We start from the raw sequence: 19608 nt of genomic DNA, 5'->3' as shown, positions 1-19608 counted from the left end.
CTACCCTGACGGAATGACAGAGCAGCAGGGGAATAACGCGGACGACAGCCTCGGTTACGAGCAGGCGCGGGATGCGCTGCTCGACGTGGTCCGGCAGCTGGAGGCGGGCGGCGTCCCCCTGGAGGAGTCACTGGCTCTCTGGGAGCGCGGCGAGCAGCTGGCGAAGGTCTGCCAGCGCTGGCTGGACGGCGCCCGGGCCCGGCTGGACGCGGCACTGGCCGCCGAGGGCGGGGAGACCGGCGGCGAGTAGCTCGCATCTCACCATGTGACGTGGTTCACAGGCCAGTTGCGGAATGGTTTAAGTTTCACCTAACGTTGGACCGTACCGAACGGCGCGCAAACCGCTGCTCCGTGACGCAGACGTATATCCCGTAGAGGTGGATCCGTAATGACCCTGGCTCTCGACGCCGCCGCCCAGGACCTGCTCTTCCGTGAGGCCCGCACCGCCAACACCTTCACCGACGAGCCGGTCAGCGACGAGCAGGTCCAGGCGATCTACGACCTGGTCAAGTTCGCCCCGACCGCGTTCAACCAGCAGCCGCTGCGCGTGATCCTGGTCCGCTCCCCCGAGGGCCGCGAGCGCCTGCTGCAGCACATGGCCGACGGCAACAAGCCCAAGACCGCCACCGCCCCGCTGGTCGCGATCCTGGCCGCCGACAACGAGTTCCACGAGGAGCTGCCGGCCCAGCTCCCGTCCTTCCCGCAGGCCGCCGAGCTGTTCTTCACCGAGCGCCCGGTCCGTGAGGCGTCCGCCCACTTCAACGGTGCGCTGCAGGCCGGCTACTTCATCCTCGGCGTCCGCGCCGCCGGCCTGGCCGCCGGCCCGATGACCGGCTACAACGCCGAGGGCATCAACAAGGAGTTCTTCGCCGACGGCGAGCACTCGGTGCTGGCCGTGGTCAACATCGGCAAGCCGGGCGAGGACGCCTGGTACCCGCGCTCCCCGCGCCTGGCCTACGACGAGGTTGTCACCACCGTCTGACGGTGACCCCGCAGGTACGACGAAGCCCCCGGCCACGGCCGGGGGCTTCGGTACGTTCCGAGTACTACCGCAGCGACTGGGCGAACTCGGTGAGTTCCTCCCAGCCTGCGCTGCCGACGACAACGGTGGTGGCACTGCCGCTCTGGACCACCAGGGCGCGGTAGGACTTGCCCTGGTAGCGCTGCCACTCCTGGCCGCCGATCGTCGCGGTACCGTCCGGCTTCGCTCCCTCGACCGTGTCGGTGACCGCCTTCTCGCGGGGCTCCAGGCTCTGCTCGACCGCCGCGTACTGGCCGCCCGGCGTGAGGAAGCCCAGGTGCCAGGCCTTCGGCCGCTTCTTGTCCTGGTTGTACTCGACCGAGGTGGCCTTCCACCGGTCGGACAGGCCCTCCGGGGCCAGCACCGGGTACGGCGCGGCGCGCTTGGCCGAGGCTGCCGAGGAGCGGTAGTCGACCGCCTTCAGCCCGGAGCCCTCGGAGTGCGGGATGAAGAGGTACCCGACGAAGACCACGCCACCGATCGCCAGCATCGACAGGACCATGTCCCGTACCGTCTGCCGGCCTCTCATGCTGCTTTTCCCTGCCACCCCCTCATCGTGAACCATCCCCTTCCCCACCCCTACCACCGGGGTCCTCCCGGACGGGTGAATCCGGCCGGGGAACGGCCAGTGGACGCAGTACGAGGCCAGCCGGGGGTGCGCCACAGACAGCCATGAGGTGGGCAGATACGATCGCAGGACCCTCATCACGGCGTTCGACCTGGCACTTGTCGGGCGCTCTGGCCGTCGCGTACAGAGAGGTATCGACGATGACCGCCCAGCACAGCAACTTCCCCAGCTCCCTGATCGTGGCCCCGGAGGCCCCCGATCGGAACCTCGCCCTCGAACTCGTCCGGGTCACCGAGGCCGCCGCCATGGCGGCCGGCCGGTGGGTCGGCAGGGGCGACAAGAACGGCGCCGACGGCGCGGCCGTGAAGGCCATGCGCACCCTGGTGTCCACCGTGTCGATGAACGGCGTGGTCGTCATCGGTGAGGGCGAGAAGGACGAAGCCCCGATGCTCTACAACGGCGAGCGGGTCGGCGACGGCACCGGCGCCGAGTGCGACGTCGCTGTGGACCCGGTGGACGGCACCACGCTCACCGCCAAGGGCATGGCCAACGCCGTCGCGGTGCTGGCCGTCGCCGACCGCGGCACCATGTTCGACCCGAGCGCGGTCTTCTACATGGACAAGCTGGTCTGCGGCCCCGAGGCCGCCGACTACGTCGACATCACCGCCCCCGCCGCCGTGAACATCCGCCGGGTCGCCAAGGCCAAGGGCAGCTCGGTCGAGGACGTCACCGTCATGGTGCTCGACCGGCCGCGCCACGCGGGTCTGGTCAAGGAGATCCGCGAGGCCGGCGCCCGGATCAAGTTCATCACCGACGGCGACGTGGCGGGCGCCATCATGACCGCCCGCGCGGGCACCGGCGTCGACCTGCTGATGGGCATCGGCGGCACCCCCGAGGGGATCATCGCGGCCTGTGCCATGAAGTGCATGGGCGGCGTGATCCAGGGCAAGCTCTGGCCGAAGGACGACGCCGAGCGGCAGAAGGCGCTGGACGCCGGGCACGACCTGGACCGGGTGCTCACCACCGACGACCTGGTCAGCGGCGAGAACGTGTTCTTCGTCGCCACCGGCATCACCGACGGCGAGCTGCTCCGCGGCGTGCACTACCGCCAGGCCACCGCCACCACCAGCTCGCTGGTGATGCGCTCGAAGAGCGGGACGATCCGTCAGATCGACTCCACCCACAAGCTCTCCAAGCTGCGGGCCTACAGCGCGATCGACTTCGACCGCGCCAACTGACGCACCCCGGGGCTCGGGCACCTGCGCTCTGCGCATCAGCCGTCTACGGCCCAGGGGCTCGGGGAACTGCGACGCCGACCTCGGACAAGGTGATCCGTGCGTAGGTGGTCAGGCACTTTCGCCTGTGACCCCGGCGCCAGATCTCCTCGCAGTTCCCCGAGCCCCTGGGTAGTCAACGGCTGAGCACCTGCCCAGAGCGCAGCCCTCGACGGCCGGGCTCGGTTCAGCCGGCTATCCGGCGGGCCGCCGGTATCCGCAGCTCGGCCTCCCGGCGCCGCCGCCGGGCCAGCACCACCCGGCGCTCGGCCGCCGTGAGGCCGCCCCAGACGCCGTACGGCTCGGGCTGGGCCAGGGCGTGCTCCCGGCACTCCAGCAGGACCGGGCAGCGCGCGCAGACCTGCTTGGCGTGCTCCTCCCGGGACAGCCGGGCCGCCGTGGGCTCCTTCGACGGGGCGAAGAACAGCCCGGCCTCGTCCCGTCGGCAGGCTGCCCCGGTGTGCCAGGGACTGTCCTCCCGTTGGTCGAGCCGCTGCGCCGCCACCGCCGCCGGAGCGGTGGTACTACGGGCCGCCGGTTGGGGGGCGACACGGGCGCTGGACTCGATGGGATGCAGCACGGCTAACTCCTGACGGGCTCAAGAGAACTCGGGGGAAGGTTCCCTGCCCGGCTGCCCCGTTACCGACCCCGCTCGCGGCATCCGTAGGTTTCAACTGCCCCCGGGGTCACAGCCGTACAAGAAACGATATGCGTCTGGAACTACCCCGCCACCGCCGGATTCATGCACACCGCATGCGGCCGACTACAGGCTGCACTCGACCCAGGATCGAGTGCCCGCCCCGAAGTTGACGGCCCGTGAGGTCACGAACGGTCAGCCGTCGAGCTGCTTGCGCACCCACTCCCGGAGCTTCTTGCCGCGCCGGGGCCTGGCCTCGCAGCCGCCGAAGATCGCCGCGCCCTTCACCCGGACCACCGGCGCGTACGGATCGGCCGAGGTCTGCTCCCGGACGTCGAAGCCGCCGAAGATCCCGACCCCGCTGCCGTGCAGCGAGACGTTCTCCGGCACCTTGATGTCGACGCCGCCGAAGACCGCCCAGACCTCGATCTCCACCTCGGGCGACTCGAACACGGCGTCACTGAGGTCGATCTCCACCCCGCCGAACACCGCCACCGCGCGCAGGTGCGAGCCCACCCGCCAGCGGCCCTTCCGGCTGCTGCCCCCGAAGACCGCCACCATGGTCGGCGACTCGCTCCGGGCCGGCAGCTGCGGCTGCGACTGCGGTGCGCGCGGGGCCGTAGTCTGCGGCTGCTCGGCGGAGAGCGGCCGGTGCGCGGGCAGGTCCCTGGTCAGCGGCACCAACTCGCCCAGCGTGCGGGCGTTGTAGGCCGCCTCGATCCGCTCGGAGTGCTCCTCGACAGTGAGCCGGCCCTCGGCGTACGCGTCCCGCAGCAGCTCGGCGATCCGCTCCCGGTCGGCGTCCGAGGCGCGCAGCTCGGCCTCCGCCACCGGAGCCGCGTCGAAGGGCTTCTTGGTCAGGTCCGGCTTGGCCTCGGACTTGGTCATCGGTACGGGCGACTGGCCCGGCTGGTCGTCCATCGACGGCGAGTTGTCCACGGAGCCAGCCTAGCCACCGGACCCCCTCCCGAACGAGAGTTCGGCGGTAGTCGGCGTGACCCCGGTCACGCAGGTTCACCTGCGCGCACCGGCCGCTCGGCCGGGACCTAGTCTTGAAGGTGCTTCGTCGACGCAGCCGGATCAGTTAAGGACCTCCACCCATGGCTCCCACGCCAGAGTTCGCGTACTCCGACCTCCTCCCCCTCGGTGCGGATCCCACGCCGTACCGCAAGCTGACCTCCGAGGGCGTCAGCGTCGTCGAGGCCGGCGGCCGCCGCTTCCTCCAGGTCGAGCCCGAGGCCCTGCGGCTGCTCACCGCCGAGGCGATGCACGACATCTCGCACTACCTGCGCCCGGCCCACCTGGCCCAGCTCCGCCGGATCCTGGACGACCCGGAGGCCAGCCCGAACGACCGCTTCGTCGCGCTGGACCTGCTGAAGAACGTCAACATCTCGGCCGGCGGCATCCTGCCGATGTGCCAGGACACCGGCACCGCGATCGTGATGGGCAAGCGCGGCCAGAACGTGCTGACCGAGGGCCGCGACGAGGCCGCCATCGCCCGCGGCGTGTTCGACGCGTACACCAAGCTGAACCTGCGCTACTCGCAGATGGCGCCGGTGACGATGTGGGACGAGAAGAACACCGGCAACAACCTGCCGGCCCAGATCGAGCTGTACGCGGCGGACGGCGACGCCTACAAGTTCCTGTTCATGGCCAAGGGCGGCGGCAGCGCCAACAAGTCGTACCTCTACCAGGAGACCAAGGCCATCCTGAACGAGGACTCGATGCTCAACTTCCTCGAGCAGAAGATCCGTTCACTCGGCACGGCGGCCTGCCCGCCGTACCACCTGGCGATCGTGGTCGGCGGTACGAGTGCCGAGTTCGCGCTGAAGACCGCCAAGTACGCCTCGGCGCACTACCTGGACGAGCTGCCGACCAGCGGCGACGCGGCCACCGGGCACGGCTTCCGCGACCTGGAGCTGGAGGCCAAGGTCACCGAGCTGACCCAGAAGATCGGCATCGGCGCCCAGTTCGGCGGCAAGTACTTCTGCCACGACGTCCGGGTGATCCGGCTGCCCCGGCACGGTGCCTCGTTGCCGGTCGCGATGGCCGTCTCCTGCTCGGCCGACCGCCAGGCGCTGGGCAAGATCACGGCGGACGGCATCTTCCTGGAGCAGCTCGAGACCGACCCGGCGAAGTACCTGCCGGACACCACGGACGAGCACCTTGACGACGACGTGGTCAGGATCGACCTGAACCAGCCGATGTCCGAGATCCGCGCCGAGCTCGCCAAGTACCCGGTGAAGACCCGGCTCTCGCTCACCGGCACGCTGGTGGTCGCCCGCGACATCGCGCACGCGAAGATCAAGGAGCGGCTGGACGCGGGCGAGGGCATGCCGCAGTACCTGAAGGACCACCCGGTCTACTACGCCGGCCCGGCCAAGACCCCGGAGGGCTTCGCCTCGGGTTCGTTCGGCCCCACCACGGCCGGGCGGATGGACAGTTACGTCGACCAGTTCCAGGCGGCGGGCGGCTCGATGGTGATGCTCGCCAAGGGCAACCGCTCGAAGCAGGTCACCAAGGCGTGCGCCGAGCACGGCGGCTTCTACCTCGGCTCGATCGGCGGGCCCGCCGCGCGGCTGGCGCAGGACTGCATCCGCAAGGTCGAGGTGCTGGAGTACGCCGAGCTGGGCATGGAGGCGGTCTGGCGGATCGAGGTCGAGGACTTCCCGGCCTTCATCGTGGTCGACGACAAGGGCAACGACTTCTTCGCGGAGGTCACCGACGGACCGCTGATCACCAGCCTTCGGGTGCGGTCCGCGGAATAACGACAAGTGCCCCGCTCCGCCTGCGTGGTGGAGTGGGGCACTGGCATTCCGCTTTTCCTTACGGGCGGTTGGTGACCGTACCGAGTGGCTCGAAGTCGCCGGTCTTCTTCGGCTCCGTCACGGGCGGGACGGCGTCGCTCTCCGGCTCGTCGGCGGCCAGGTCCTCAAGGACCTCCAGTAGCTGCGCCTCCGGGTCCACGGCGGTGAGGGTCTGCTCGACAGGTGCGACCTCGGCCGTCGGCTGGATCGGTGCCGGGGTCGTGGTGGTGGTCTCGATGTCGGCCATGACGCCGCCTTTCAGGTAATGAGATTGTGTGTCAGCCCGGACGGACGGGTCAGGGCGCGGGCCCAGTATCGTAGGTCTCGCTAAATGTCTTATAAACATCCCGAGGTCCGTCTGCTTCTCCAACGTTTGCCGGCTTCCTCATAAGCTGGCGCCTCACCTTGGCCATCATCGGGGGAACTCTCATGGAGCTTCAGGGGCAGCCGCACCCACTGCGCTTCCAGGTGCTCGGCCCCGTGCAGGCCTGGCGCGGCGAGCAACACCTGGCACTCGGCTCACCACAGCAGCAGGCCGTCCTGGTCGCACTGCTCCTCAACCAGGGCCGCCCGGTCACCACGCAGGAACTGGTGGACGGCCTGTGGGGCGATCGACCCCCACCGCAGGCCGTGGCCGCGCTGCGGACGTATGTCTCCCGGCTACGCGCGCTGATCGAGCCCAACCGCGAGATGCGAGCCCCCGCCGAGCTGCTGGTCTCGGTGAGCGACGGGTACGCTCTGCGGATCCCGCCGGAGTCGCTCGACCTCACCGCCTTCGAGCAAGGGGCCGCCAGGGCCGCAGTGGCCAGGGCGAACGGCGACTACCGCGAGACTCACCGGCTGCTGGCCTCCGCGCTCTCCCTGTGGAGCGGCCGCCCACTGGCCGGCATCCCCGGTCCGCACGCGGAAAACCACCGGAACCAGCTGGTGGGGCGTCAGATCGCGGCTTGCGAGGAGCGCTGCGCAGCAGCACTGGAGATCGGCCTGCACGCCGAGACGGTGACCGAGCTGAGCTCACTGTCCGCCGAGCACCCACTGCGCGAACAGCTCCGCGAGCTCCTGATGCTCGCGCTCTACCGCTGCGGCCGCCAGGCGGAGGCCCTCGGCGTCTACACCGACACCCGCAAGCTGCTGATCGAGGAGCTGGGAGTCGAACCAGGTGCCGGGCTGGCCGCGATGCACTCACGCATCCTGGCCGCCGACCCGACCCTGATGCCCACCCTGACCGTGATCGCGAAGCCGGACTCCGAGGAAGCGGCAGCCTTCGTCCCACCCGCCCAACTTCCGGCGGACGTATCGGACTTCAGCGGCCGGTCCGAGCTGGTGCGTGAGCTGCGGGACGTACTCCGGAGCGGCTCGGGACAGGCGGTGGTGGTGACCTCGTTGGCGGGCATCGGCGGCGTCGGCAAGACCACGCTGGCCGTACACCTGGCCCACAGCATCCGCTCGGAGTTCCCCGACGGGCAGCTGTACGTCGACCTGCGAGGCCCCAGCGCGTCACCGGCGGATCCAGCCGTGGTGCTGGGCGACTTCCTGTACTCACTGGGCGTGCCGGAGACTCCGGACACCCTGGAGCAGCGCGCCGCGCTGTACCGTTCGCTGCTCGCCGAACGCCGGATGCTGATCCTGCTGGACAACGCCAAGGACGCCCGGCAGCTGTCCCCGCTGATCCCGGGCGTCTCCGGCAGCGCCGTACTCATCACCAGCCGCTCCCGGCTGGCCGAGCTGCCAGGGGCGCACCTGGTCGATGTCGAGGAGCTGACGCCCGATGAGGCGCTGGCGTTGTTCTCGGCCATCGTCGGCGAGCAGCGGGTGGCTGCCGAACAGGACGCCGCACTCGCGGTGGTGACGGCCTGCGGGTTTCTTCCGCTCGCGGTCCGGATCGCCGCCGCCCGGCTGGCCAGCCGCCCTCGGTGGAGCGTCTCGGACCTCGCCAGGCGCTTAGCGGACCAGCGGCGAAGGCTGCACGAGCTACAACTCGGAAACCTGGCGGTGGAGACCACCATCGGTCTCGGTTACGGCCAGCTGCGTCCGGAAGAGGCACGCGCCTTCCGGCTGCTCTCCGTGGTGGACACTCCCGACCTGCCGCTGGAAGCGGTCGCCGCCCTGCTCGGCACCGACCAGGACGACGCGGAGTCGCTGGCCGAGGCACTCGTCGAGGCCAACATGCTGGAGTGCTTCACTCCCGGCCGGTACCGCTACCACGACCTGCTGAGACTGTTCGCCCAGCGGCAGAACGAGAAGCTCAAGGACACCGGCGAGCAACAGGCCGCCCTGCTCCGGCTGCTGGACCTGCTGCTGGCCACCATGCGGAACGCCGCCCGGGCCATGGAGCCGGACGACCTCCTGCCCGAGACCCTGCACCAGCCGATCGCCGCCGGTCTGACGCTGGCGGACAGTGCCGCCGCCGGCAGCTGGCTCAAGTCGGAGCTCGCCCTGCTGCTGAGCACCATAGAGGCTGCCGTCCGGGAACCCCTCGAACTGCTCCGCCCCGCCGTCGACCTGCTGATCATGCTCAACAGTCTTGTGGAGGACCCGACCCACGGTCAGCGGATCCGGATCGCCCTGCACACGGCGGACATCAACGCCCAGCCACAGGGCGATGCTCCCGCGCTCGCGCGGATCCGCTTCGCCCTGGGCTTCCTGCAGCACATGTCCGGGGAGTACCAGCACGCCGAGGTCTCGCTCCGGCAGAGCCTGGACCTGCTCGGCCGGGACGACCGCACCTACCTGAGGATCTCGGTCGCGAACCTGCTCGCGATCGTGCTGAGTCTGGCGAGCCGTACCGCCGAGGCACTGCCGTTCTTCGAGCAGGCCCACTCGATCAGCCACAGTCTGGACGCGAGTGTCAGCGCGGCACGATTGCTGGGGAACATCGCCCGGGCCCACCTCGATCTCGGTCAGCCGGAAGCCGCCGTACGGTCGGCCCAGGAGGCGGAGGCCGCGGCCCGGATCTCGGGCAACACCGCCTGCCTCGCGGACACGCTGTACCAACTGGGCGTCGTGCTGCGATCCACCGGCGCGCCGGCCGAAGCGGCAGGACACCTCCGCGAGGCCAACGAGCTCTACCGCTCACAGCAGCACCGGCTCTGGGAGGGTTACTCCCTCGCCCGTCTCGCGCCCTGCCTGCTCGCCGACGGCCAGTACGCCGAGGCGGCCGAGGCAGCGGACGAGTCGCTCGCGATCGCCCAGGAGCTGGATGCCGCGTACTGCCAGGGCCTGGCCAACGCGGCGCTCGGCGAGGCGCTCCTGAAACTGGGTCAGCCCGCGCGTGGGCTGGCCTGTCTTCAGGAGGCGCTCGCCGTGTTCACGCGGCTCGGTGTGCCCGAAGTCCTCCCCGTGCAGGACCTCATCGAGCAGCAACAGCACACCGAGCCCGCCGCACCCCCCGCGCCGTGACCACCTGCCCCCCGGCAGGCCCCCTCGACGTGTCAGTACTCCCGCAGCCCCCCGGCTGCGGGAGCACCTCGACGCTTCCCCGGCGCTGGTCCCTACTCTGGCACCCGCCGATTGACATCCGATAAACGCCGGAGCGGCCTGCACCAACACAGCTCGGGGCGGGCCACCCCGTCGCGCCACGCGGCGCGAGGCGGGGTTTCGCACCACCCCCGACCGCCCCGGAACGCTCCGGCCATCCCGGCCAAATTCATCCCAACACCCACGAGTTGGCCGGAAATGGACCCTATGGTCCGTTGATCGCGCCTATTCTCGGAGGCCAGCGACGTATTGACGGCGGGCCGGCAAGTGGAGCGGAGCGACAGGCAGGGCGGCGACGCAGCACAGAGTGACGCGGGAGCGTGACGGACCGTCACGCGCGGTGGACGGCGCCGACAGGCGGCAGCCCGGGCACCGGCGGGTGGCGGCCAGGGTGGAAAGGTGCCTCTCAATCGTGACGACCGGACAGATATCCGATCCCGCCCAGGGCCACGGGCCCTTCCATGCCGACCCCCAGTGCCGTCGTCGCACCGAGCGCGCACTCCAGGCGGTGGCCTTCGACACCATCGGCGCCCGCTATGCCGAGGCGTTTCCGGACAAGGCCGGTCAGCTGGCCTGCGGTGAGTGGCTGCTCGACGCGCTGGAGCCGGGTGCCCCGGTGCTGGACATCGGCTGCGGCACCGGTGATCCGACGGTCCGCCAGCTGACCGACGGCGGCCTCCGGGTGACCGGGGTCGACCTCTCGGACGGGATGCTGCGGCTAGCCAGGCAGGGCGTGCCGGGCGCCGAGTACCACCGGATCGACATGTACGACCTGGCCACCGAGCGCGCCGTACGGGCTTGGGGCGCACCGGAGTTGGGCCCGGCAGCGGCCGGGCGGTACGCCGCGGCCACCGCGTTCTTCTCGCTCATCCTGCTGCCGCAGGCGGAGATCGCCGAGGTGCTCGGGCAGATCCGGACCTTGCTCCGGCCGGGCGGCCTGCTCGCGCTCGGCATGGTCGAGGCGGATCTGGACGACGCCCCGCTGCCGTTCCTCGGCCACGAGATAAGAATCAGCGGCTACCTGCGGGAGGAGCTGGAGCAGACGCTGCACCGGGCCGGGTTCTCGGTCGAGGCGCACTCCGGCCACCCGTACGCCCCCGCGAGCACCACCCTGCCGCCGGAGGAGCAGCTCTTCCTCCGCTGTCGACGGGTCGGCTGATCGACTGTTGGTCCCCAGCTCTCCTCTCGCAGAACGGCAGCCTGTGCGCGACCTTCCCGAGCCCCTGACCGGGCAGCCTCCCGCCGTCCCGCCCCAGCGTCGCCCGTCGCCGCTGCCGGGCGGGCGGCCGCGCACGGCCGAGCGGCTGGCGTACCTGGACAGCGCGACCCGACGGATCAACACCTCGCTCGACCTGGCCGCCACGCTGCGCAACCTCGGCAAGGTGCTGGTCCCGGCGCTGGCCGACGCGGCCGTGGTGCACCTGCGCGAGCCGCTGCCCGACCTGGAGCGCGACCCGGGCAGCCCGACCGCGCTGACCATCCATCACCGGCACGGCACCCGGCTCGGCCGCCGGTCCGGGACGCGCCGGCTACGGCCCGGCGGGCCGGTGTCCCGGGCGCTCGACCAGCAGTTCCCGACCGGCCCGGTCGTGCTCGGCACCCCCTCCGCCGCCCGGCTCCGGCCGCTGCTGGAGGAGCTCTACGGCGCCCGTACGCTGGGCCGGCTCGCCAGCGGCACAGCACTGTTGGCGCTGCCGCTGCGCGGCCGTAAGACGGTGCTCGGCCTGCTGCTGCTGATCCGGCGACCCGGCAAGGTCACCCCGGCCGTTCCCCGGCCGACGCCGTTCGGCGGCACCCCGCAGTCGCCGGACACCTTCGAGCTGACCTCCGCGTACGACGCCGCGCTGGCCTTCGACGCCACCGACACCGCGACCGCCGCCCACCTGGCCACCCAGGGCGGGCTCGCGGTGGACACCGCGCTGCGCTACACCCGCGAGTGGGAGATCGCCGACGAGCTGCAGCGCAGCATGCTGCCCACCCACCTGCCGCAGCGGCACGGGGTCCGGCTGGCGCACCGTTACCTGCCCTGCGAGCGCGGCACCCAGGTCGGCGGGGACTGGTACGACTCCGTCCCGCTGCCCGGCAACCGGGTCGCCCTGATCGTCGGCGACGTGATGGGCCACTCGCTCACCTCGGCCGCCATCATGGGCCAGCTGCGCACCAGCGCGCAGACCCTGGCCGCCCTCGACCTGCCCCCGCACGAGGTGCTCTACCACCTCGACGAGCAGGCCCAACGCCTCGGCCGGGAGCAGCACTTGGCCACCTGCGTGTACGCGGTCTACGACCCGATCGCGAATCGGGTGGTGCTCGCCAACGCGGGCCACGTACCGCCGGTGCTGGTCGGCCCGGACGGGCGGGCCGAGTTGCTGGAGCTGCCGCCCGGGGCGCCGATCGGGGTCGGCGGGGTGGACTTCACCTCGGTCGAGCTGCCCGCGCCGCCCGGATCCGCGCTGGTGCTGTTCACCGACGGCCTGGTGGAGTCCCGGCGGCGGTCGCTCACCACCGGCCTGGAGCTGCTCCGGGCGCGGCTGAGCGGCGCGCACCGGCACTCCCCCGAGCACCTCTGCCAGGAGGCGCTGCGGATCCTCCCGCCCGGCGACCGGGCCGACGACGTCGCCCTGCTGGCCGCCGCCTTCGACGGCATCCCGGCCGAGGACGTGGCGTACTGGTACCTCCAGCCCCGGCACGAAACCCCGGGCCGGGCACGGCGGTTGGTCGGCCACGCACTGCGACGGTGGGGCCTGGAGACGCTGGCGGAGAACACCGAGCTGATGGTGAGTGAGCTGGTCACCAACGCGATCCAGCACGCCACCCGCCCGGTGACGCTGCGGCTGGTGCGGACGTCGGTGCTGCGGTGCGAGGTCGGTGACGACAGCGCGTTGTTGCCTCGGGCCCGGCGGGCCGGGCCCGAGGAGGAGCGCGGGCGGGGGCTGCAGATAGTCGCGCGGTGCGCGGAGCGGTGGGGGGCGACCCGGCTGGGGGCGGGGAAGGTCGTGTGGTTCGAGCAGCGGTTGCCGAAGGTTTGATCAAGCCAGGGCGGTCAGAGCAGTCGAGGCTTCGGGGCCCAGGACGACCTCCGCCAACGACGGGTTCCCGGCCAGGCGATACACCGCGCGGACCACGTCGGCCTGCCAGAGCAGATCGAGGGCGTCGGCGATCTCGGCGGCGGTGGCGTGGTCCCCGGCGGTGGTGCGGGTGTGCCAGTCCCGGAGCAGGGCCTTGACCACGGTGAAGGCCAGGCGGCGGCCCCGGACCAGCTCGGCGCGGGAGTTGAGGGCGAAGACGTCGATGGTCGCGTGGCCCTTGGCGGTCAGGCCCTGGTAGGCGCCGGACTCCAGGTAGAGCAGCAGGTGGTCGGCCGGGTCCTCGGTGGCCGGGTCTATCAGCAGCGGGGTGCCGCTGGCCGGGTCGGTCGGGAAGCGGTCGCGCTTCTGGTTGGAGTTGCAGTAGGCGCAGGCCAGCAGGTGGTTGTGCCAGTCGAAGGTGCGCAGCGGGGCCCGGGCGATCGGCTCGAAGTGGTCGATGTCGGTGCCCAGGTTGTCGCCGCAGTACATGCAGCGCAGCAGGCCGGGGGTCATCCGGTGCAGCAGGGTGCGCAGCCTGGCCTTGGGCTCGCGGGCCGTCCGCCAGGCCGCCCGGCCGGTCGCGGTGGTCGGCCCGGCCTTCCGGATCGCCTCGGTGCGGCGGGCCAGCTCTGCCTCCAACTGCTCGGTCAGCGGCGGCCGTTGCAGCGGGATCATCGGGCACCGCCCAGCCTGTCCCTGGCCTCGTCCACCCGGGCAGCCAGCGAGGCGTTCAACCGGGCACCCAGCTCCCGGTACTCGGCCACCTCGGCGCTGGAGGCGTGCCCCGCGTACAGCTTGCGCTCCAGCGCGATCAGCAGCCGCCGCTCGGCCTCGGCCTGCGGGGAGTAGACGCTCGGCAGCCCGAACAGCTCGGTCAGCGCGGTGTCGTCCCCGCTCCCGTAGACGATCCGCTGGTGCAGGTCCTCGTCCAGCACGTACGGCGCCGACTCCTCGCCGGGGCCGGGCAGTCGGACCAGCCCGCCCGGGTCGGCCGACTGGCAGACGTACGGGCTGTGGGTGCTGACGATGAACTGGAGACCGGGGAAGTGTCCGACCAGCCACTCCCCCAGGCGCTGCTGCCAGTCCAGGTGGAGGTGCGCCTCCACCTCGTCGATCAGCACCACGCCGGGCACCGGCACCGTCGGCGGCGTGCCGTCGATCACCAACTCCTGCTCCGGGTACGCCTGGTGGATCCGGGCCAGCAGGTCGAGCACCAGGCCGACGGCCGCCGCCAGGCCGCCGCCGAGCGGGTGCTCCGTCCCGCCGCAGTCGACCTGGAGCCCGTCGCTGTCGATCCGGCCGATCCGGTACCCGGCGGGCAGCAGCCCGTCGTCGAGCAGCGCGCGGACCCCGGCCACCAGCTCGACCGCACCGGGCTGACGCTCCAGGGCCTGCAGTTGCTGGCCAGCCAACCAGCCGATGCCCTCGGTGAGTTCACGCCGGGCGGGGTAGCCGGCCCAGAAGCCGAGCACGCCGTTGCGCCGCGCGGTGATGCCGTCCTCGGTCCGGGTGACCCGCCAGTGCGCGCCGTCCAGCCGGATACCGCCCTCGTCCTCGCCCGGCGCCAGCCAGCCCGCCGGATCGGTCTCCTCGCCCAGGGCGGCCGCGAGGGCCGCCAGCAGCGTGGTCTTGCCCGCACCGTTCGGCCCGGCCAGCACCGTCCAGCCGGCGTGCGAGCCGTCCGGCCTGGTCAGGTCGAGATCGACGTTCCTGACACCCCGGAAGCCGCGCAGGTTCTCCACTTCGAGCCTGGAGACGTACATCCGCCCACCCCTCCCCGATCACTGCGGTCAGCCTAGGGAGTGATTACCCGTCACAGCACGGTCCTGACCGGCAACTCGGGGAGAACCTCAGGCGGCGGGGCGGCAAACCACGCATCACGGGACGATCCGCACCGGCAGCTCGACCAGCACCTCGCGCAGCGCGGTGGCGAACCGTTCGTACTCCGGGGTGCGGGCCGAGCCCGGGCGGGTGGCCAGGCCGATCCGGCGGCCGGGCGCCGGGTCGGCGAACCGGACGGCGGCCAGCCGGTCGGTCCGGCCCGCCTCGACGTCCAGGGCGGTGGCCGGCAGCAGGGTCACCCCGAGCCCGCCCGCCACCAGCTGGACCAGGGTGGAGAGCCCGGCCGCCCGGGTCGAACCGCCGGAGCCGTCCGCGCCGATCTCCCGGCAGAGGTCGAGGGCCTGGTCGCGCAGGCAGTGCCCCTCCTCCAGCAGCAGCACGTCCAGGTCGAGCAGTACGTCCCGGGGCACGTCGACCCGGCCGGCCAGCTCGTGCTCGGGCGGAGTGACCAGCACGAAGTCCTCGTCGAACAGCGGGATGTCCCGGGTCGGCGAGGCGCCGCCGGAGGGCAGCGCGAGCAGCAGCACGTCGAGCCGCCCGGCGGCCAGGCCGTCCAGCAGCGCGGGGGTGCGCTCCTCGTGCACATGCAGTTCGAGCTCGGGGTAGCTGCCCCGGACCAGCCGGAGCACGGTCGGCAGCAGGTACGGTGCCACGGTCGGGATCACCCCGAGGTGCAGCGGCCCGGTGAACGGCCGGCGGGCCGCCTCGACCTCCTCCGTGAGGGCGTGCAGAGCGGACAGCACCCGGCGCGCGTGATCGGCAACCCGCTCCCCCAGGGGAGTGATGATGACCTTCCGCGTCGTACGCTCGACCAGCTGCGCGCCGAGTGTCTCCTCAAGCGCGGCGACCGCGCCGGACAGTGCGGGCTGGCTGGTGCCGCCGGCTGCGGCGGCCTCGCGGAAGTGCCGGTGCTCGGCGACTGCCAGGAAGGCCTTCAGCTGGGCGATGGTGGGGGTGCGGGGCTTGGGGTTCGCAGTACTGATAACTCTCTCCGATCAGTTGGAACGAGTCTAACGATTTCCGCTATCAGTAGCCGTATGCGACTGTGGATGTTGTCCGCATTGCGGACACTTTCCCTCAGTTTCCAAGCCTGGAGAAGCGAATCGTGCTTACGATCGGTGACAAGTTCCCGGAGTTCGAACTCAACGCCTGTGTCGACCTCGACGCCGCGAACGCCTTCGCCGAGATCAACCACAAGTCCTACGAGGGCAAGTGGAAGATCGTCTTCTTCTGGCCGATGGACTTCACCTTCGTCTGCCCGACCGAGATCGCGGCGTTCGGCAAGCTGAACGAGGAGTTCGCCGACCGTGACGCCCAGATCCTCGGCGTCTCCGGCGACTCCGAGTTCGTGCACCACGCCTGGCGCAAGGACCACAAGGACCTCCGCGACCTGCCCTTCCCGATGCTGGCCGACGTCAAGCACGACCTGATGCGGGCCTGCGGCGTCGAGGGTGCGGACGGCACCGCCCAGCGCGCGGTCTTCATCGTGGACCCGAACAACGAGATCCAGTTCGTCATGGTGACCGCCGGTTCCGTCGGCCGTAACCCCAAGGAGGTCCTGCGGGTGCTCGACGCCCTGCAGACCGACGAGCTCTGCCCGTGCAACTGGACCAAGGGCGAGGACACCCTCGACGCCCAGACCCTGCTGGCGGGCTGACCGATGGCACTGGACGAGCTCAAGGCCGCCCTGCCGGACTACGCCAAGGACCTCAAGCTCAACCTGAGCGCGGTCATAGGCAACTCCGAGCTGCCCGCACAGCAGCTCTGGGGCACGGTGCTCTCCTGCGCCATGGCGACCCGCTCGCCGGCGGTGCTCCGTGAGCTGGAACCCGTCGCCAAGGCCGAGCTGAGCCCGGCGGCGTACAACGCCGCCAAGGGCGCGGCCGCCGTCATGGGCATGAACAACGTCTACTACCGGACCACCCACCTGCTCTCCGACAAGGAGTACAGCGGGATGCGGGCCGGGCTGCGGATGAACATCATCGGCACGCCGGGTGTGGAGAAGGCCGACTTCGAGCTGTGGTGCTTCGCGGTCTCCGCGATCAACGGCTGCGGTCAGTGCCTCGACTCGCACGAGGGCGTGCTCCGCAAGGCGGGCGTCGACCGCGAGGTCATCCAGGCCTCGATCAAGATCGCGGCGGTGCTCCAGGCCGTGGCGGCCACCCTCGACTCCGAGGCTGTGCTGGCTGCCGCCCTGGTCTGACGGTCAGTTGCACCACCAAGGGGCTCGGGGAACTACGTACGCGTGACCTTTTTCGAGGTCGGCGTCGCAGTTCCCCGAGCCCCTTGGCGTGTGCCCGAGTCCCTCAGTGGGAGCGTGCGGCTTCGAGGGCTTCGAACACCTGTTGGCCCGCCGCCGCGCGGCGGCGGAGGTGGACCACCACGGTGTTGGTGACGGCGATCAGGGGGACGGAGACGATCGCGCCGCCGATGCCGCCGACGATGGTGCCCGCCGCGACGCCGAGAACCACGGCCAGTGGGTGGACCCGGACCGCGCGGCCGAGGATCAGCGGCTGGAGCAGGTGCCCCTCGATCTGCTGCACCGCGACCAGCACGACCATCACCATCAGCGCGGTGAACGGCCCCTGGGTGACCAGCGCGATCAGCACCGCGATGGTCCCGGTGACCAGTGCGCCGACCAGCGGCACGAAGGCTCCGAGGAAGACGATCACGGCCAGCGGCAGCGCCAGTTGGACACCGAGCAGCTGGATGCCGATCCCGATGCAGAGTGCGTCGATGAAGGCCACGCACACGGTGCCGCGCACGTACGCGGTCAGGGTGGCCCACGCCTTCGGGCCCGCGCCGGCCATCGCGTAGCGGGACTGCCGGGGCAGCATGCCGATGGCCCAGCCCCAGATCTTGGCGCCGTCGTAGAGCAGGAAGAACGTGGTGAAGGCGGTGAGCACCACGCCGGTCAGCACCTCGACCGCGATGGTCACGCCGGTGAACCCGGCGGAGGTGATCTGCTCGGAGTTGGTGCCGATCGCGGTGGAGATCTGCTTGGCGAAGTCGGTGATCTGCTGCTCCGTCAGGTGCAGCGGTCCGGTGACCAGCCAGTCCCGGATCCGTTCGACCCCCTCCTGGACCTGGTCGGTGACCGAGTGCAGGTTGGTGGTCACCTGCCAGATCACGAACCAGCCGACCAGGCCGATCCCGGCCACCCCGCTCAGGAACGTTCCTGCCGCCGCCACCGAGCGCGGTACACCGCGCCGGCGCAGCCAGGAGACGGTCGGCTCCAGCAGGGCGGAGATCAGCAGGGCGGCCAGCACCGCGAAGGCGACCAGCCGGAGCATGTCGACCACTTCGAAGAGCAGGTAGAGCGCGGCGGCCAGCAGCAGCAACCGCCAGGTCGACTCGGCCGCCACCCGCAGACTCCAGGGCACCGCCTCGGCCGGGGTGGCCGGGCGTGGTGCGTGGTACTCGCGTACCGGTTCGGGCTTGATCTCGACCACCACCGGCTCGGGTTCACGGGGTGCCGGGAGCGGCTCCTCCGGTTGCTGCTCGTTGCGTGCGGCCGCGAGGGCAGCCCGCTGCTGGAGCTCGCTGCCCAGCCGGACCGCCGCCCGCGATATCCACCAGCCCTGTGCCACCCGAACCACCGCTCCCCGTTCGCGCCGTGGGTCCCGCCACGGCCGTCCGGGACGACGGTACCCGGCCGAGACGGGGCAGCACCCGGGAGTTCGGCGGTAACGATCCGACAAACCGTCACACACCACTATGTTTCGATCCCCCTAAATGCGGGGAAGGGCCCCGTTACACGGACCAACCGTCCGCGGACCGGCCGCTCCGGAGCATCCAGGACCCACTCCGGGGCGTCGCGTACCGCACCCAGGACCGCACCGCCCGAGGCGCGCTGGTCAGCCGGCCCGGGCGGCGCGGCCCGCCCCTGCGGGCACCGGGAGACGACGACGGCCCCGATCCCAGGGGGATCGGGGCCGTACGTGTGGTCTGACGGTGTGTCTAGTACCAGTGGTGCGACTGCCAGAACGACCACGCGCCGCAGGGCGAGCCGTAGCGGCTGTTCATGTAGTTCAGGCCCCACTTGATCTGGGTCGCGGGGTTGGTCCGCCAGTCGGCGCCGGCCGAGGCCATCTTGGTGCCGGGCAGCGCCTGGACCAGACCGTAGGCACCGGAGCTGGGGTTGCTGGCGGTGTAGTCCCAGCCACTCTCGCGCTTCACGATCTGGCTGAAGCACTGGAACTGGGTCTGGTCGCCGACGATCTGGAGTGCCATCTCCTGGACCGAGCCCGGGCTGACGGGGGTCATCACGGAGCGCGCCTTGGCGCGGTTCGCGGCCTCCTCGTCGGCCTTGCGCTTCGCCTCGGCGGCCTTGGCGGCCTTCTCGGCGTCGGCCTTGGCCTGCGCGTCGGCAGCGGCCTTCAGGCGCGCGGCCTCCTCGGCAGCCTTCTTGGCCGCGGCGTCGGCGGACGCCTGCTGAGCGTTCGCCTGAGCGGTGAAGTGGTCGCTGACGGCCTGCGCCTGGGCACCGATCGGGACGTCCTGGAGCAGGGTGGCTCCGGCGACGTCGACCGTCTGGGTCTGCGTGCCCTCGCTGCCCGAGGCCACACCCACGACGGCACCGACAGCGGTGACGGCGGTGGCTGAGGCGACAGCAACTCCCCGGACCGAGATCCGAGTCACATGGTTTCCTTCCGGCGTCGCCCCGTACACGTGACCGCTGGGGGCGCAACATGCCCCTGGTCGCTGGTCTCCATGATGGTGCTCTGGTCACGGGAGACACGGGCCCGGCACCGGACCGGCAAGTGCCGGATCGGCGTTTCGTTCGGGCGGCGTACGGCTCATCCTTGTTCAGTTGTCCACCCGATAACCGGAGTTGTCGGGTGATATGTGCCGTACGCGGGGCCTGACAGAACCCTCACCATGCCGCACGGGGACGGGTCAACGCAATTCCCGGTT

General features: G+C 71.1%; 18 protein-coding genes. 9 read left to right on the top strand and 9 right to left on the bottom strand.

Features of this window, described 5'->3' with window-relative positions; translation table 11 throughout:
* The first annotated feature begins 13 nt into the window (after positions 1 to 13).
* Positions 14 to 250: an exodeoxyribonuclease VII small subunit gene (locus ACXJMZ_RS02905; RefSeq protein WP_057227247.1), complete on the top strand. Its 237-nt coding sequence runs from the start codon at positions 14 to 16 to the stop codon at positions 248 to 250.
* Between the two features lie 138 nt (positions 251 to 388).
* The gene (locus tag ACXJMZ_RS02900; protein WP_457028377.1) at positions 389 to 982 is read left to right on the top strand and encodes a malonic semialdehyde reductase; all 594 of its coding nucleotides are present in this window, start codon (positions 389 to 391) and stop codon (positions 980 to 982) included.
* A 64-nt stretch (positions 983 to 1046) separates the two neighbouring features.
* Here the strand turns inward: ACXJMZ_RS02900 and ACXJMZ_RS02895 are convergent, their stop codons facing one another.
* Positions 1047 to 1550: a DUF4245 domain-containing protein gene (locus ACXJMZ_RS02895; RefSeq protein WP_457028376.1), complete on the bottom strand. Its 504-nt coding sequence runs from the start codon at positions 1548 to 1550 to the stop codon at positions 1047 to 1049.
* Between the two features lie 239 nt (positions 1551 to 1789).
* Between ACXJMZ_RS02895 and glpX the strand changes: the two genes are divergently transcribed.
* A complete protein-coding gene (glpX, locus tag ACXJMZ_RS02890; RefSeq protein ID WP_057227253.1) occupies positions 1790 to 2827 on the top strand; it encodes a class II fructose-bisphosphatase in 1038 nt (345 codons plus the stop codon).
* A gap of 223 nt (positions 2828 to 3050) precedes the next feature.
* On the opposite strand, the gene ACXJMZ_RS02885 is transcribed toward glpX, so the two are convergent.
* The gene (locus ACXJMZ_RS02885; RefSeq protein ID WP_457028375.1) at positions 3051 to 3443 is read right to left on the bottom strand and encodes a WhiB family transcriptional regulator; all 393 of its coding nucleotides are present in this window, start codon (positions 3441 to 3443) and stop codon (positions 3051 to 3053) included.
* A 252-nt stretch (positions 3444 to 3695) separates the two neighbouring features.
* On the bottom strand, positions 3696 to 4421 hold the full coding sequence (locus ACXJMZ_RS02880) for a DUF1707 SHOCT-like domain-containing protein (protein ID WP_457028445.1): 726 nt from the start codon (positions 4419 to 4421) through the stop codon (positions 3696 to 3698).
* Between the two features lie 179 nt (positions 4422 to 4600).
* Here ACXJMZ_RS02880 and ACXJMZ_RS02875 point away from each other — a divergent pair, with 179 nt between their 5' ends.
* Complete coding sequence (locus tag ACXJMZ_RS02875) at positions 4601 to 6268, top strand: fumarate hydratase (protein ID WP_457028374.1); 1668 nt, start codon at positions 4601 to 4603, stop codon at positions 6266 to 6268.
* Positions 6269 to 6326: 58 nt separating this feature from the next.
* Here ACXJMZ_RS02875 and ACXJMZ_RS02870 read toward each other — a convergent pair whose 3' ends face one another.
* Positions 6327 to 6554: a hypothetical protein gene (locus ACXJMZ_RS02870; protein ID WP_457028373.1), complete on the bottom strand. Its 228-nt coding sequence runs from the start codon at positions 6552 to 6554 to the stop codon at positions 6327 to 6329.
* A 182-nt stretch (positions 6555 to 6736) separates the two neighbouring features.
* Here ACXJMZ_RS02870 and ACXJMZ_RS02865 point away from each other — a divergent pair, with 182 nt between their 5' ends.
* The 3 genes from ACXJMZ_RS02865 (at position 6737) to ACXJMZ_RS02855 (ending at position 12810) form a co-directional block, all read left to right on the top strand.
* On the top strand, positions 6737 to 9706 hold the full coding sequence (locus ACXJMZ_RS02865) for an AfsR/SARP family transcriptional regulator (protein ID WP_457028372.1): 2970 nt from the start codon (positions 6737 to 6739) through the stop codon (positions 9704 to 9706).
* Between the two features lie 586 nt (positions 9707 to 10292).
* On the top strand, positions 10293 to 10943 hold the full coding sequence (locus ACXJMZ_RS02860; protein ID WP_457028444.1) for a class I SAM-dependent methyltransferase: 651 nt from the start codon (positions 10293 to 10295) through the stop codon (positions 10941 to 10943).
* A 43-nt stretch (positions 10944 to 10986) separates the two neighbouring features.
* Positions 10987 to 12810, top strand: coding sequence for an ATP-binding SpoIIE family protein phosphatase (locus tag ACXJMZ_RS02855; protein WP_457028371.1), 1824 nt, complete (start codon positions 10987 to 10989; stop codon positions 12808 to 12810).
* Here ACXJMZ_RS02855 and ACXJMZ_RS02850 read toward each other — a convergent pair whose 3' ends face one another.
* The 3 genes from ACXJMZ_RS02850 to ACXJMZ_RS02840 all read right to left on the bottom strand — a co-directional run bounded on the left by ACXJMZ_RS02850 (position 12811) and on the right by ACXJMZ_RS02840 (position 15674).
* A complete protein-coding gene (locus tag ACXJMZ_RS02850; protein ID WP_457028370.1) occupies positions 12811 to 13524 on the bottom strand; it encodes an HNH endonuclease in 714 nt (237 codons plus the stop codon).
* A complete protein-coding gene (locus ACXJMZ_RS02845) occupies positions 13521 to 14612 on the bottom strand; it encodes an AAA family ATPase (RefSeq protein ID WP_457028369.1) in 1092 nt (363 codons plus the stop codon). Before ACXJMZ_RS02845 ends, ACXJMZ_RS02850 begins: the two co-directional genes overlap by 4 nt.
* 114 nt (positions 14613 to 14726) lie before the next feature.
* Positions 14727 to 15674, bottom strand: a complete 948-nt coding sequence (locus ACXJMZ_RS02840; RefSeq protein WP_457028443.1) for a LysR substrate-binding domain-containing protein — start codon at positions 15672 to 15674, stop codon at positions 14727 to 14729.
* 122 nt (positions 15675 to 15796) lie between these two features.
* Between ACXJMZ_RS02840 and ACXJMZ_RS02835 the strand changes: the two genes are divergently transcribed.
* Both ACXJMZ_RS02835 and ACXJMZ_RS02830 read left to right on the top strand, forming a co-directional pair.
* Entirely contained in the window at positions 15797 to 16348 is a 552-nt protein-coding gene (locus tag ACXJMZ_RS02835; protein WP_057227269.1) for a peroxiredoxin, read from the top strand.
* A gap of 3 nt (positions 16349 to 16351) precedes the next feature.
* Complete coding sequence (locus ACXJMZ_RS02830; protein WP_457028368.1) at positions 16352 to 16894, top strand: alkyl hydroperoxide reductase; 543 nt, start codon at positions 16352 to 16354, stop codon at positions 16892 to 16894.
* Positions 16895 to 16997: 103 nt separating this feature from the next.
* On the opposite strand, the gene ACXJMZ_RS02825 is transcribed toward ACXJMZ_RS02830, so the two are convergent.
* Together ACXJMZ_RS02825 and ACXJMZ_RS02820 are read right to left on the bottom strand one after the other, a co-directional pair.
* Complete coding sequence (locus tag ACXJMZ_RS02825; RefSeq protein WP_457028367.1) at positions 16998 to 18281, bottom strand: AI-2E family transporter; 1284 nt, start codon at positions 18279 to 18281, stop codon at positions 16998 to 17000.
* Between the two features lie 370 nt (positions 18282 to 18651).
* Positions 18652 to 19332 (bottom strand): aggregation-promoting factor C-terminal-like domain-containing protein, encoded by a 681-nt coding sequence (locus tag ACXJMZ_RS02820; RefSeq protein WP_057227273.1) that lies wholly within the window; start codon positions 19330 to 19332, stop codon positions 18652 to 18654.
* Positions 19333 to 19608 lie beyond the last annotated feature (276 nt).

The organism is Kitasatospora sp. P5_F3 (assembly GCF_054049135.1).
This window is presented reverse-complemented; position numbering and strand designations above follow the sequence as displayed.

Excerpts from the sequence above, each read along its gene's own strand:
- ACXJMZ_RS02905 (WP_057227247.1), top strand. The coding sequence starts at position 14 with ATGACAGAGCAGCAGGGGAATAACGCGGACGACAGCCTCGGTTACGAG.
- ACXJMZ_RS02900 (WP_457028377.1), top strand. The coding sequence starts at position 389 with ATGACCCTGGCTCTCGACGCCGCCGCCCAGGACCTGCTCTTCCGTGAG.
- ACXJMZ_RS02895 (WP_457028376.1), bottom strand. The coding sequence starts at position 1,550 with ATGAGAGGCCGGCAGACGGTACGGGACATGGTCCTGTCGATGCTGGCG.
- glpX (WP_057227253.1), top strand. The coding sequence starts at position 1,790 with ATGACCGCCCAGCACAGCAACTTCCCCAGCTCCCTGATCGTGGCCCCG.
- ACXJMZ_RS02880 (WP_457028445.1), bottom strand. The coding sequence starts at position 4,421 with ATGGACGACCAGCCGGGCCAGTCGCCCGTACCGATGACCAAGTCCGAG.
- ACXJMZ_RS02875 (WP_457028374.1), top strand. The coding sequence starts at position 4,601 with ATGGCTCCCACGCCAGAGTTCGCGTACTCCGACCTCCTCCCCCTCGGT.
- ACXJMZ_RS02870 (WP_457028373.1), bottom strand. The coding sequence starts at position 6,554 with ATGGCCGACATCGAGACCACCACCACGACCCCGGCACCGATCCAGCCG.
- ACXJMZ_RS02865 (WP_457028372.1), top strand. The coding sequence starts at position 6,737 with ATGGAGCTTCAGGGGCAGCCGCACCCACTGCGCTTCCAGGTGCTCGGC.
- ACXJMZ_RS02850 (WP_457028370.1), bottom strand. The coding sequence starts at position 13,524 with ATGATCCCGCTGCAACGGCCGCCGCTGACCGAGCAGTTGGAGGCAGAG.
- ACXJMZ_RS02845 (WP_457028369.1), bottom strand. The coding sequence starts at position 14,612 with ATGTACGTCTCCAGGCTCGAAGTGGAGAACCTGCGCGGCTTCCGGGGT.
- ACXJMZ_RS02830 (WP_457028368.1), top strand. The coding sequence starts at position 16,352 with ATGGCACTGGACGAGCTCAAGGCCGCCCTGCCGGACTACGCCAAGGAC.